We start from the raw sequence: 12653 nt of genomic DNA, 5'->3' as shown, positions 1-12653 counted from the left end.
TTACTGCAGGGCGGAGGTCAGCTTCATCACGTTGTCCACGTACCGGCGGTACCAGGGCCGCCGGTTCCACCGCTCTGGCGTGAGCTCGCGGGAGACTGCAAGGTAGTTTTCCGCGAGCTTTTCTAGATCCTGGATCAGCGAGCCAGCCGTCACAAACAGGCTGGACTCGTAGTTGAGGGAGAACGAGCGGATGTCCATGTTGGAGGAGCCGACGACGCCCACTGCCTCCGCCGTCTGCGGGTCCGCGAGCGCGAACTTGGTGTGCAGGATGTACGGGGCGGGGAATTCCCAGATGTGCACGCCGGCCTCGAGCAGCTGCTGGTAGTAGGAGGACTGGGCGTGGTTGACCATGAACTGGTCCGCCTTCTCGCTCACCAGCAGGTCGACCCGGATGCCGCGGTAGCAGGCCGTCGTCACAGCCTCGAGGAGGGATTCCTCCGGCACGAAGTACGGCGAGCACAGGATCAGATGCCCGCGGGCGTGGTGGATCAGGGAGTTGAAGCTGCGCAGGTTCGGCTCCGTCTGATACCCCGGACCCGACGGCAAGAGCTGCATGAGGTTGACGTCCTCGTTATGCGGGTTGGGCAGGGGAACGGGCGCTTTGAGCTCGATGAGCTCGCCGGATTCCGTGTACCAGTCCACGGCGAACAGCGACTCCATGGAGGTGACGATGGGCCCCTCCAGCTCGATGAAGATGTCCACCCACTGCCTGCCCGCCTGGCGGTGGTTCGGCATGAGGTAGCTGCGGTCGATCAAGTTGAGTGAGCCCAAAAAGCCGACGCGGCCGTCAATGACCACGAGTTTGCGGTGATTGCGGAGGTCCGGTCTGCGGAAGCGGCCGCGCAGCAGGTTCAGCGGCAGCATGAGGTGCCAGTCGATGCCTGCCTTGGTCAGCTTGCGCTTGAGTTTGCGGAACTCGGGGTACTTCATTGACCCGATGTGGTCGAAAAGCAGGCGGACGTGGACGCCGCGCTTGACTGCCCGCTCCATCGCCTCGAAGACGGGGGCGGTGGTTTGGTCCCACGCCACGGCGTAGATTTCGACGTCGACGTAGGAGGTTGCTTCGTCGATAAGCGAGGCGAGCCGCTGCATCACCAACTCATAGTCTGCCCAGGTGTGGCGCACGCGGCTGTACTGGGCGGGGAAGCCGGTGAGCTCGCGGTTCAGGCGCAGCATCGACGCGACGTCGGTAGAGAGCTGCGCACCGCGCGGGTAGTCGGGCGTATCGGTGAAGATGTCGTTGAGCAGGTCGGTGGCCTGGCGCTGGATGCGGTGGCGGCGGCGCGAGACGAGGGTGGAGCCCATGAGCAGGTAGAGCGGCAGGCCCACGATCGGCAGCAGCAGAATCAGCAGCAGCCACGCGTTTGCCGACGACGGGCGGCGGTTCTCTGGCACGATACCGATCATGACGAACTTGATCGCGTAGTCGATGGCCATGGCCACCAACTGCCAGTAGGAGACGTCAAACGAGAAACTCATCGCACTTGATCGTAGTCCAGCCCACGGGTGTCATAGTCCGCGATCACGGGCGCGTGGTCGGAGGCACCGGTGCCGCGGCGCTCGTCGGCGTCGACCCACACGCGGGTGGCCAGCGCGGCGAGCGGGGCGGTGGCGAGCTGGAAGTCGATGAGCATGCCCTCGTTGCGCTGGAAGCGGGCCGACTTGTAATCCCAGAAGGAGTAGAGCTCCTCGTGCTCGAGCTGGGTCAGCCCGGTCTCGCAGAGCATCTGGAAGGCGGCGCGCTCCGGCTCGGTCACGTGCGTTTTGCCGTCGAACCAGTCGATGTCCCACACGTTCTCGTCGCGCGGGGCGATGTTGAAATCGCCGGTGAGCACCTGCAGCTCGCCCGGGCGCACCGTGTCCTGCAGCGAGTAGAGGAACTGCAGCTTGTAGTCGTAATGCGGGTCGCCGATCTCGCGGCCGTTGGGCACGTACAGGCTCCACACCTCGACCCCGCCGCAGTTCGCGCCGACCGCGCGCGCCTCGCGCACCGGCTCGCCTTTTTTGGCAAAGCTGGGCTGGCGCTCGAAGTGGTCGCGCACATCGCTCAGGCCCACCCGCGAGGCAATCGCCACGCCGTTCCACTGGTTGTAGCCCACGTGCGCGACCTCGTAGCCGGCGTCGTTGAACGCGTCGTAGGGGAATTTCGCGTCGGCAGCCTTCGTCTCCTGCATGGCCAGCACGTCGACCTGCTGGCGGTCGAGGAAAGCGACGATGCGCTCGGTACGGGTGCGCACCGAGTTGACGTTCCAAGTGGCGATTCGCATGCCACCACTGTAGCTATGCTTCTCGACGCCCCGTAGCCCTAACCCACCAACCGGGCATAACGATGACGGTGATGCTCAATAAAGCCCAGCTTGTGGTACATATCCAGTGCGATAGTGTTGCTCTGGCGGCAGTGCAGGTACGCCGCCTCGGCACCCTGCGACGCGCCCCAGGCAAGCAGCTGGCGGGTCAGCTGCGTGCCCAGCCCCTCGCGGCGGCAGGCTTTAGCGACCTCGACGGCCGAGTATCCGAGCCAGGTACGCCCGTCGTCGGATTCCGTCAGCGTCGCGCGTGTGACCGCGACCGTCCGGCCATCCCGGATGAGCTGGGCGAAGGCGAGTTTTCCATCGATGTTGGCGGCGAGATCCAGCACCGCGTCCTCTGGCAGCGGGGTGCCGCGGAAGTGGTACATGTCCAGCCACTCGTCGGTGGGGTGGGCATCCACGCGCAGCTGGGTGCCGGTCGCTGCGGCTGTGTCGGGTGCTTCACATGCGGCCGTCATCACGAGGATCTCCTCGCCCAGCTCCCAGGCGTCCGGGTGGCGCTCGATCAGCCGCAGCGCAGGCTTGCCGATGCGCTCCGGCACCAGCAGCTGCAGCGGGACGTCGTGGGCGTCGTAGAACTTCCGCAGCGCGTCGAGCGGCACCGGCTGCAGGGAAGCGGAATGCCCGACCGGGGTAGCCGAGTTTGAACGCTCGGCGATCTCGGCGCCGGTGCGGGCGAGCCAGCCGTCGATAAGCAACTGCTCCTGGCCCGGGAAGGCGCGGGCGGTGGCGGCTTCGATGGCGCGGATGTCTGAGTTGCGCACGGTGCGCGGCGATAGCTTCTTGATGATGTGGAGGTCCGTAATCTCCACCGCGTCTTTAAATGACGGGAAGCCGCCGACCTCCTGCGGGCGGATGACCAGCGGGTCCAGGCTGAGGACGTGCCCGATGACGTCGCTGGCGTGCTCGCCGCGGCGCTGGCGCACCACGACGCGGTCGCCGACGGCCACCTCGTCGGAGCGGAAGATGCGCGACATTAGGCGGGGCGACGAACCAGGAATGCGCCGGCCAGCGTCAGCAGCGCCGCGAGCACGATCAGGTTGCGCATCGGCGTACCCGTCTCGGCCAGGTCGCCGTCGCGGGTCTCCTCCGAGGTCTCGGTGGTGGAGGTGGTGCTGGACGTGGTGCGCGTGACCGTCGAGGAGCTCGAGCTGGCCGAGGTCGTGCGGTTTTGCAGGATCGCGGTCGCCGAGGTTGTCTCCTCCGCAGTCCCCGTCGTCGTTTCCGCTGGGGCGGTTGTGGAGGTGGGCGTGGTGGTCGCGGTGCCTGTGTCGGTGTTAGTCGTGGTCGACTCGGTGTTGGTGGTCGTCGACTCGCTGGTGGAGGACGTCGGGCTCGTGGAGGTAGTCGTCGAGCTCTCCTGCATCACCTCGGCGCGGTAGTAAGGCCGCGGCTCCTCCGGGGTGGTGACCTCGGTGGTGGTTGGCTCGGAGGTTTCCTCGGCCTCTTCCTCTGCCTCTTCCTCGCCCGGCAGGCCGAAGACGATGCGCTTGTCGCCCTGCTCGGAACGCTCGATCGCGTCCGAAGCGGTGGTGCCCAACAGGCCGCCGAGCCCGCCGATGACGCCCGGGAGGTAGACGGCCTCGTCGTCGCCGAGGACCTCCTCGCGCAGCTCGCGCACCGTCGCGCGGTCCTCGCGGATCGCGTCCTCCGTCTTGGCGAAGGCCTTCTTCTCCTGCTTAGTCAGCTCGCCGTCCGGGGCGTTGTCTTTCGCGTCCTCGCGGAGTGTTCCGAGCTCGTCGGCGGCGTCGATGAGCTCGGTGCGCCACTCTTTCAGCGTCTTGCGGTAGGCGTCCTGCGCGGCGACGAGTGCTTCCTCATCCTCGGCCTCCTCGGCGGCCTGGATGTCCTCCAGCTGCGTTTCGAGGGTGTCGGTGTAGGAGTCGTGGAGCTCGTGGACGTCGATAAGCAACTGCTCCACTGGCTCCTGAGCCCACGCGAAAGGCGCGGACAACGCGACAATGAGCGTGCCGGCGGCGAGAGCAGAAGAAGTACGCATAAAACCCTTTCCCGACTGGCCTAGTGGCCGAACGGATCCTCATCAGTGCCCGGCAACCAGGTCCGGCCAGGCTCGGTCCAACCGTTCGCCTTAATCGCGCGCTTCGCCTCGCGCTTGTAGCGGCCAGTCAACACATCGGTATACACCTTACCGTCAAGGTGGCCTACCTCGTGCTGCAGGCAGCGCGCGAAGAAGCCGGTGCCCTCGACCTCGACTTCGTTACCGTGCTCGTCGAGGCCCGTGACCTTGGCCCAATCCGCGCGGCCGGTGGGGAAACCCTCGCCCGGCACGGAGAGGCAACCCTCGTCGTCCTCGCCGTCATCGCGCGGCATCGTCTTCGGGATCTCACTGGTCTCCAGTACCGGGTTGATCACCGTGCCGCGGCGCATCTCATCCCCATCCGGGCAGTGGTACACGAAAAGGCGCAGGTCAACGCCCACCTGGTTGGCGGCAAGGCCGACGCCGTTGGCGGCATCCATCGTCTCGTGCATATCCGCGATCAGCTCCTGCAGCTCCTCCACGGGCTGAGTCACCTCGCGGGTGGGGTTGTGCAGGACAGGGTCGCCGTAAATCACGATGGGTCGAATCGTCATGCCTACTATATTAAGCATGCCTGCGACCCTTTCCGACTCCGACCGAACACTCCTCGATTTCGAAGCCGGCGCCCCGCGCAGCCTCGGCGCGAAGGAGGAAGCGATCCGGCATGAACTGGGGCTCACGCCGACGCGGTACTACCAGCGGTTGAACTTGTTGCTGGAGTCGCCGGAGGCGTTGGCGTACGCGCCGCAGCTCGTGCGTCGGCTGCGGGCTTTGCGCGAGCGGGGGTGAGTGGGGGTGTTTTCTGGTGGCCTGGCGGGGTTGTTTTGCCTGTGAAGTTTGCCTGGTCTGCACTGCTAGAGCTGGGGCTTGGGAACTCCTTCCAGTTTTACTACGGTATTGCCTTCCAGGGGCGTGACCGCTGCTTATATGTAGCGATGCTGGGTTGGGCGGGCTGGGCGATGGGAAGATTGAATAAAAAGCCTATACACTGTAGTGATGTGGGTCATTTTGGGTCTTGGGGCAGACTTAGGAGTTTTTAAAAGTTACTTGGACAAAGCGGGTGGGGACGGTTAGATTTAGGGTGTTCTAAAAGTCGGGTCACTGACGTGTGCGTGCGGAGTGATGCTCTCCCAAGCGCACTGAGGGCCCCGAGCTACCCCCTTCGGAAGGAAGTCAAATGGCAATTGCCCTCAAGAAGACCGCCGCGATTGCGATTGCTGCGGGCCTGACCATCGCCGGCTCTGCTGGTATCGCCGCGCAGGACGCGTTCGCACAGGACAGTGTTCCTACGGTCGCGCAGAAAGCGCCGGCGGCAGATGGGATCGGGAAGGACCCGGCCAACCTGACGATTCACAAGCGTGTGAACCCGGGTGATCTTCGCCCCGCTAACGGTGAAAAGGACAATGCCCCAGGTGGTCAGCCGCTCGTAGGCGTTGGCTTTAGTGCCCAGAAGCTCAAGGGCGACATCACTGATCAGGCAACGTTTAACAAGATTGCCAAGATGACCCAGAACCACCAGCTGCCTAAGGCTGACGAGCTCGAAGGTGAGGTTATCGACCTCGGTAAGACTGGTGCTGACGGTGCTACTACGCCTAAGGAACTCCAAGTTGGCGCATACCTGATCACCGAGACCACTGTGCCGGAGAATGCCGGCGAGGCCTACGTGAAGGCTGACCCGTTCATCGTTTTCCTGCCGATGACCACTCCTAACGGTGAAGGCTGGAACCGCGATGTGCACGTGTACCCGAAGAACTCCATGGCGAAGGTCACCAAGACCGTCGTGGACGACAAGGTGAACACTGAGGTTGAAGGTCGCAAGGGTGAGAAGCAGGTCACCTACACCCTCGATGGTGTAGTGCCGGCAACTCCTGAAAACTACGAGATGACGAAGTTCAGCATCAACGACTCCTACAACAGCGCTGAGCTTCGTAGGGACTCGATCGAGTCTGTCGTGGTTAAGCGCGGCGACAACGTAGTGGCCACCTTGAAGGAAAACGAAGACTATACCGTCAAGGAGAACAAGGGTGAGTTGGCACCGAAGGGTGCTGACGTCAAGGAGAAGTACGACAAGGGCTTCGAGATCATCCTTACTGATGCTGGGCGCGCAAAGACCAAGGCAAACGATCACGTCGTTGCTACGGTGAAGGCGACCTTGCTTAACGCAAAGGCTGATGGCAAGACCGGTGACCAGGACATTCACAACGCCGTCAACGAGACCGGAACTTTTGAACGTAAGCCGAACACTGGCACGGGGTTTGAGCCGAAAGAGTGGGAAACCCCTCACGACGAGGTCGTGACCTACGTCGGCAACATTGAGATCTACAAGACCGGTGAAGTCGACGGTGAGAAGAAGCCTCTCAAGGGTGCAAAGTTCGACCTGTACCGTTGTGGCGACGCTGACAACGTAATCCAGTCGGGTGTTTCTGATGACAATGGCCTAATCAACTTCGAAGGCCTGCACGTGACCAACTTCCGTAACAACGAAGATGCTCCGGCAGACCAGATCTTCGAGTACTGCGTCAAGGAGACCGAGGCTCCTGCCGGGTACTCGAAGGATCCGAACGAGCACAAGATCACCCTGACCAAGGACGACCGCAAGACCCGCAATGGCGAAGGCAACTACGTAGCAACCGAGAACGCGCTCCGCATGAACGGTGTGTCGGTGAACAACGTCAAGTCCACCGTTCCGCTGCTGCCGTCCACCGGTGGCATGGGTATCTTGATCGTGGCCCTGGCGGGTCTCGCGATCATCGGCGGCGGTGTCTACGCGGCACGTCGCAACTCCCGCACCGCGTAAGTGATGTAGGAACTACCCCCGATCCAGCAGCGCTGCCCGAGCCACAAAGCCGAGCGGCGCTCGTGGCGTGTGGCCTCTCGGCGAGACGGCCTAAAACTCTCGCCCAAGTTTATTAAGGGGACGCGAATATCTAGGCGTCTTGGACGGAAGGAAGACGCGGTGGCAACAGAAGCGAAGGCGAAGCATCGGCGTGAGCCGGGGCAGCAATCGTTCTTCAAGCGCATGGCGCTTCCCGTCATCCTTGTACTGGTGGGAATTGCGGTGCTGATGTATCCGGTCATTGCGACGCAGTGGAACAACCGGGTGCAGGAGCAGGTAGCGAAAATCTACGAGGAAGAGCTGCAGCAAACACCGGTTGAAGACGTAAATAAGGCATTCGAAGCTGCGAAAGCGTACAACAAGGCGCACACCGACGGGCCGATTTTGGACCCATGGCTTGCGCGTATCAGCGAAGACAACGTCGACTACAAGGAGTACGAGCGTCAGCTGGAGGGTGTGTCGGCGATGTCGCAGATCGCGATTCCGGCGATTGACGTTCGCTTGCCGGTCTACCACGGCACGGCGGAGGACACCCTGCAGAAGGGGCTCGGCCATCTGTATGGCTCGGCGCTTCCCACCGGTGGCGAGGGCTTCCACTCGGTCATTACGGGCCACACCGGTCTGACCACGTCCACCCTGTTCGACAATCTTTCGGATGTCAAGGTCGGCGACGCTATCTACGTGTCCACGTTCGGTGAGCGCATGAAGTACAAGGTGTACGACATCGAAGTAGTGCTACCTGATGAGACCGACAGCTTGCGCGCCGAACCCGGACGCGACCTGCTCACGCTCATCACCTGTACGCCGTACGGCATCAATTCCCACCGACTGCTCGTTCACGCGGAGCGAGCACCCATGGACCCGGACGAGGCCAGCATTCTCGACGATTCCACCTCCGCTTTCCAGTGGTGGATGTGGGCCCTCGGCGGAGTGTCCTTGCTGGTCCTGTTGGCACTTATCTGGTGGATTTACCGCGAAAAACAAAAGAGTGACCGTTCCGGCGCTGTGAACGAGGAGGATCTGTCCTAATGCGTGTGTCTCAACTACTGGCAGCGTGCGGAGCCGCCGCATTGCTCGCTACGGGTGCCCTGACACCTGCGGTCGCCGATGTGCGTCCAATCAGCGGTAACGACGCCAATCTTGATCCGTCAATCATCGACAAGGACAAGCCGATCCAGCTGCTGCTCAAGAAGCAGGGCACCAACCCGTACGACGATGTACCCGCAGGCCAGAAGCCTCCCGCCATCGCAGGGGCGAAGTTCACTCTGTCGAAGGTGAAGGGCATCGACATCACCACGGAGCGTGGCCGCGCTGCGGCCAAGCGCACCTCGCTTGACGACGCACGCGCACTCGGCCTCGACATCATCGCCACAAAAGCCACAGATCAGCGCGGCGAAGTCGTCTTCGAGTCGTTGAACCCGGGGCTGTACCTCATCGAGGAGTCCGCTCCGGACACGAAGTTCGAGTACCACCTCAGTAGCCCCAAACTTCTTCTGCTGCCGCTTCCCGACGAGCGCGGCATCCGTTACGAGTACGAAAACGTCCTCGTGATGAAGTGGGATTCGGGCTACGGCACCCCGCCCCCGTTCGCACCTCCAGAAACACCGTCGACCACCACGGTGACAACCACGCCGACGGTCACTCCCACCACCGGTATAACGACCACTACGGGGCGGACCACAGAGCCGACACCCCCGACGGCAAAAACGACCATCAGCACCACCTACGTCACGACCCCTCCAGGCGGAACCCCGACGACGGTGACTACCACGTTGCCGTCAACGATCGTCACGACGAAACCGAATGGCGTGGTGACCACCGTCACCCACCCGAACGCGGTGCCGGAACGAGAACGCGGGCCATTGGCCTCCACGGGCGCGAATGTGCTGTGGGCCGCGGCACTAGGCGGCCTGCTGATTGTGCTGGGGCTGTTTATGGCGCGGCGAAATAAGAACGAGACACGGTAGAGAAGCGGAACTAAGGAATGAGAAAGATGCGAAACATTTTTAAGCCCGCAGGGGCACCTGCGCAGCGCCGCACCCGTGGACTCGCCGCGATCTTGGCTTCCGTGGCACTCACCGCCGGCCTGGGCGCGTACCCGGCTGTCCAGGCGCAGGAGACTCATGAGTCACCTGCGCCCGCAACGGTCCCGGAAGGTGACATCGTTACGGGCGACGATGGTTTGCCCGCGTACAACTGGATGGACAACGAGAAACCGACCTCAAATGTTGATGCCTCTGTGTCCGCGCCGGCTGCTCCTCCTGCAACGCCGACTCCTGCAGCCACATTGCCGAGAGTCAACGCACCTGCGGCGACAAACCCGGTAACCGTTGAGCGCAAGGGTGACGTCGACCACATCACGGTTAACGATCCCGAAGGCGAAGCGTGGGAATTCGGAGGCAAAGCGTCGAAGGAGAACATCTTCGCGCTGAAGCGCGAGGGCAAGGGCGAGATCAAGGAAGTCTTGTCCGTTACTGCTGACGGCCGCAAGCTTGAGGCGTATGACTACGGCTTCCTCAACTCCGAAGAAAGCTCGTTCGTGGCGTTCGACCTCCAGGCTCTGCACACGATCCCTCCGATGGTCGTTGAGATCGAGGTCCGCACGACCGATGCCAGTGAGTACGTGATTGCAGAGAGTGACGAGGTCCCAACCGCGCACGAGCTTGCAAGCAGCGGATATGGCCTAACTGATCAGGAATCTGGGGTTATGGATCCGGCAGTCACAGACATGTCTCGTGCGGCTGTGCTTCCTGCTTCGAAGGTGCGCCTACAACTAGGTGCCTTATCGTACGTACCCATCAGTGGGACTGTTCCACCACGCGGCACAATCAGCACACAAATCGGTGGCGAAAGAACCCAACAGAACATTTATTTAACTGAGGTGATATTGACAAGCAACAGCAGGAATGCCAACAATGCATCGCTGGCTGGACCAATCACAATCTCAAAGAACGGGGGCACCGAAAAATGCACAGTCCCGCAATCTGCGGTGAAGACACTGAATAGTCGCTCGACCTCTAGAGGTGAAATCGTAGACAAGATCTCGGTTGACCTTACCGGTTGCAAACCGCAGATTGTTGTTTGGGAAGGTGACGGTAACAGAATCAGCGTTACATTCACCGGACCTGGAACGGGCAACGTTAGTAGAGACTATTCCATGGAGCTGTATGGAGCACTTTCGAAATCGCAAAGCATAACTATTGGTCAGGGTGATCCAACTACGCCCAAGAACTATCGTCCGATCCCTAATGAAAGGGGCTACGATACGTGCAACTATTCGAATGGGCTCTTGGTAACGCGGACTTGGTGGGATAACACACCTGCTGGCGGCATGAAGTTCAAGGTCGCCGAAATAGAAACTGGTTTACCAGACCTGCGTGACCAGATTGACGTTCACGACCCTCGGTTCGGTCTGAGCATTGGTCACGACCAGCATGGTTGGACCAAGCTCGAGTACGGGACTGACTATACATTGTCAATTGACGGTGGCAGCCTTTATTTTGTTCTTAACAAGGAGCAGCAGCGCAAACCTCGAACGCAGGAGGGATACGATTTGGAGGCTCGAATCCCCCTCGCGAAAGCTTCCAATAATTGTAGGCTCGTGATGTGGGATCAAGATGCTCCTGGGTGGTTGGACCGCGAAGCTCCTGCTCTTCAGCTGGATGTACCGGAGACTCCAAGGGAAAAGCTAGATTGGTTACCTGCCTCTGCTCAGAACCCTCAACTGCCTAACGATGTATGTATAGCGAAAAACATCGCACTCGTATTTGATACGTCTGACTCCATTGGGCATAACAATGGTGTTGAAGCGAGTCGTCTGGCCGGGCGTGAAGTCATCAAAGCTTTGCAGGGCACAGACAGTAACCTTGCTATATACAACTTCGCCTCGGATGCCCGCTCAATCCCAGATATGTCGACTGGAAAGCTACGGACTAACAACGAAGAAGACATCAAAAAGCTCAACGACGCGGTAGACGCGATCGCACGGCCGTTTACACGCAATGGTCGCGGTGGTACGAACTATGAAGCTGGCTTAGCTCAGATCCCCACGGGCGAATTCGACGTTGTCTACTTCATTACGGATGGACTCCCCACTACAAGCTCACGAGATTATCCTGGTCACGGTTTCGATATCGGTACCTTAATTAATCAGAGTGATCTCTCGCTGGCTGTTAAGGAAGCAAACCGCTTGAAAGATGGGGGTACCCGAATTGAGACAGTGATGGTTGGATTCGAACCCTTCAACGAGCATATTCTCAAGGACGACTACTTCGGAAGGCCGAATGTTAGTAAGCAGCCTGAAAACTGGCCCAAGCAACAGGGGTATGGTTACCCTTCGCACTATGCTTCTGGCGGATCCGTTCGGGAAGGGCTTGATGGGGGCGGTTCGATTCTAATGTGGGATACGCCATATCAAGAGAATGCGACTCAGTATGATATTACGAATCAGCCTGAGATTTGGCGTGCCGGTGTTCGTAACACTCGTTCGATGGGTGCCGACATCTCCAGTGACGATGCAGTGACTACGCTGACCAGCTTTGACCAGTTGGCGCGAGTTTTGAGGCAATTGGTCGCAGAAGGCTGCTACTCAGTCTCCCTCGAGAAAGTAGATCACGAGAACGCGGCACAGCTGCTTCAGGATTATCGTTTCGAGCTGCTCGAAAATGGAGCTGAGGGAGAGCCATTTTTTACCTTCACAGAGAACACTCCTCGCGCTAACAACCTAATAACTGGCAGGACTTATCAGCTTGTGGAACGGAAAGCGCCCGCCGGGTACAGCCTGCTGACACAGCCTCTCCGCTTCTCTGCGGTCGGAGATGGATCCGGAAAGCTAGAGCTCCAAGTAGATGGTGGCATTGAGCAGCACCCTGAACTCGAGGTTGAATTGGCGAATGATTCTTTGCACGTGACGTTTAAGGTGGCTAATATCCGCCAGGGTGACCTTCCGAAGACCGGCGGTGCTGGATTACAACTCCCGCTCCTGCTTGGTGGCGCAATTATCGCCGCGGGAGTGCTAGTAGGTCGTCGTAAAGCTGCAGCATAGGCGTAGTGTCGCATGTCGAGAGGCGGGTGGAAAGGGCTTCGCCCTGGGTAATGTGGTTGCAGTGGCAAACTCTATTTCGTCCAGCGACTGACCACCGATGGGGCGGAGCCATTGCAAACCGTCTGCCTTCGCAATCGGCCCCAATCTGCTTGTTGGGACACCGTGTTTTGATGGTGTCCGGCTACCTCTAATTAAAGGGAGTGTGGTGGGCGCGTGTGCTCCCCCCCGTCCACGTCGGTGTCATCACCGCCTCGACAGGTCACGACCTTTTTGGGGCTGTCAGATGCGGGTTTTTGGTACCGGTGTTCCGGAGACCCGGTACTGCCGGGTTCCGGGTAGTTGGTACCGGGGCCGGGCCGACGGAGTCGGCCCGGCTGTTTGCTTTATTCGTCCGGATCTATTGGGGCGGTGGCCTTGCGCATGTCG

General features: G+C 60.6%; 10 protein-coding genes. 5 read left to right on the top strand and 5 right to left on the bottom strand.

The genetic code is table 11. The features are described from left to right. The 5 genes from cls to HMPREF2990_RS09515 are packed head-to-tail and all read right to left on the bottom strand — an operon-like array spanning position 1 to position 4901. Positions 1 to 1479: a cardiolipin synthase gene (gene cls / locus HMPREF2990_RS09535; RefSeq protein ID WP_070764402.1), complete on the bottom strand. Its 1479-nt coding sequence runs from the start codon at positions 1477 to 1479 to the stop codon at positions 1 to 3. Beyond that, entirely contained in the window at positions 1476 to 2267 is a 792-nt protein-coding gene (locus HMPREF2990_RS09530) for an exodeoxyribonuclease III (RefSeq protein WP_070764400.1), read from the bottom strand. Before HMPREF2990_RS09530 ends, cls begins: the two co-directional genes overlap by 4 nt. A 38-nt stretch (positions 2268 to 2305) precedes the next feature. Next, the gene (locus HMPREF2990_RS09525) at positions 2306 to 3286 is read right to left on the bottom strand and encodes an N-acetylglutamate synthase, CG3035 family (protein ID WP_070764398.1); all 981 of its coding nucleotides are present in this window, start codon (positions 3284 to 3286) and stop codon (positions 2306 to 2308) included. Continuing rightward, a complete protein-coding gene (locus HMPREF2990_RS09520; RefSeq protein ID WP_070764397.1) occupies positions 3286 to 4308 on the bottom strand; it encodes a hypothetical protein in 1023 nt (340 codons plus the stop codon). The genes HMPREF2990_RS09525 and HMPREF2990_RS09520 overlap by 1 nt, the downstream gene beginning before the upstream one ends. Before the next feature lie 20 nt (positions 4309 to 4328). Continuing rightward, positions 4329 to 4901, bottom strand: coding sequence for a peptide deformylase (locus tag HMPREF2990_RS09515; protein ID WP_070764395.1), 573 nt, complete (start codon positions 4899 to 4901; stop codon positions 4329 to 4331). A 16-nt stretch (positions 4902 to 4917) separates the two neighbouring features. Between HMPREF2990_RS09515 and HMPREF2990_RS09510 the strand changes: the two genes are divergently transcribed. The 5 genes from HMPREF2990_RS09510 to HMPREF2990_RS09490 all read left to right on the top strand — a co-directional run bounded on the left by HMPREF2990_RS09510 (position 4918) and on the right by HMPREF2990_RS09490 (position 12227). Further along, a complete protein-coding gene (locus HMPREF2990_RS09510) occupies positions 4918 to 5136 on the top strand; it encodes a DUF3263 domain-containing protein (RefSeq protein ID WP_083317122.1) in 219 nt (72 codons plus the stop codon). A 388-nt stretch (positions 5137 to 5524) separates the two neighbouring features. Continuing rightward, on the top strand, positions 5525 to 7144 hold the full coding sequence (locus HMPREF2990_RS09505; protein ID WP_070764392.1) for a SpaH/EbpB family LPXTG-anchored major pilin: 1620 nt from the start codon (positions 5525 to 5527) through the stop codon (positions 7142 to 7144). A 159-nt stretch (positions 7145 to 7303) separates the two neighbouring features. After that, positions 7304 to 8212, top strand: coding sequence for a class C sortase (locus HMPREF2990_RS09500; RefSeq protein ID WP_246817514.1), 909 nt, complete (start codon positions 7304 to 7306; stop codon positions 8210 to 8212). After that, positions 8212 to 9150 (top strand): LPXTG cell wall anchor domain-containing protein, encoded by a 939-nt coding sequence (locus HMPREF2990_RS09495; protein WP_070764390.1) that lies wholly within the window; start codon positions 8212 to 8214, stop codon positions 9148 to 9150. The genes HMPREF2990_RS09500 and HMPREF2990_RS09495 overlap by 1 nt, the downstream gene beginning before the upstream one ends. A gap of 101 nt (positions 9151 to 9251) precedes the next feature. Continuing rightward, positions 9252 to 12227, top strand: a complete 2976-nt coding sequence (locus HMPREF2990_RS09490) for a vWA domain-containing protein (RefSeq protein ID WP_168167138.1) — start codon at positions 9252 to 9254, stop codon at positions 12225 to 12227. Positions 12228 to 12653 lie beyond the last annotated feature (426 nt).

It is taken from the genome of Corynebacterium sp. HMSC071B10 (assembly GCF_001814825.1).
Classification (GTDB): Bacteria; Actinomycetota; Actinomycetes; order Mycobacteriales; family Mycobacteriaceae; genus Corynebacterium.
Note: the sequence above shows the minus strand (reverse complement) of the source record. Positions and strands in the feature narration are given on the sequence as shown.

Excerpts from the sequence above, each read along its gene's own strand:
- cls (WP_070764402.1), bottom strand. The coding sequence starts at position 1,479 with ATGAGTTTCTCGTTTGACGTCTCCTACTGGCAGTTGGTGGCCATGGCC.
- HMPREF2990_RS09530 (WP_070764400.1), bottom strand. The coding sequence starts at position 2,267 with ATGCGAATCGCCACTTGGAACGTCAACTCGGTGCGCACCCGTACCGAG.
- HMPREF2990_RS09525 (WP_070764398.1), bottom strand. The coding sequence starts at position 3,286 with ATGTCGCGCATCTTCCGCTCCGACGAGGTGGCCGTCGGCGACCGCGTC.
- HMPREF2990_RS09520 (WP_070764397.1), bottom strand. The coding sequence starts at position 4,308 with ATGCGTACTTCTTCTGCTCTCGCCGCCGGCACGCTCATTGTCGCGTTG.
- HMPREF2990_RS09515 (WP_070764395.1), bottom strand. The coding sequence starts at position 4,901 with ATGACGATTCGACCCATCGTGATTTACGGCGACCCTGTCCTGCACAAC.
- HMPREF2990_RS09510 (WP_083317122.1), top strand. The coding sequence starts at position 4,918 with ATGCCTGCGACCCTTTCCGACTCCGACCGAACACTCCTCGATTTCGAA.
- HMPREF2990_RS09505 (WP_070764392.1), top strand. The coding sequence starts at position 5,525 with ATGGCAATTGCCCTCAAGAAGACCGCCGCGATTGCGATTGCTGCGGGC.
- HMPREF2990_RS09495 (WP_070764390.1), top strand. The coding sequence starts at position 8,212 with ATGCGTGTGTCTCAACTACTGGCAGCGTGCGGAGCCGCCGCATTGCTC.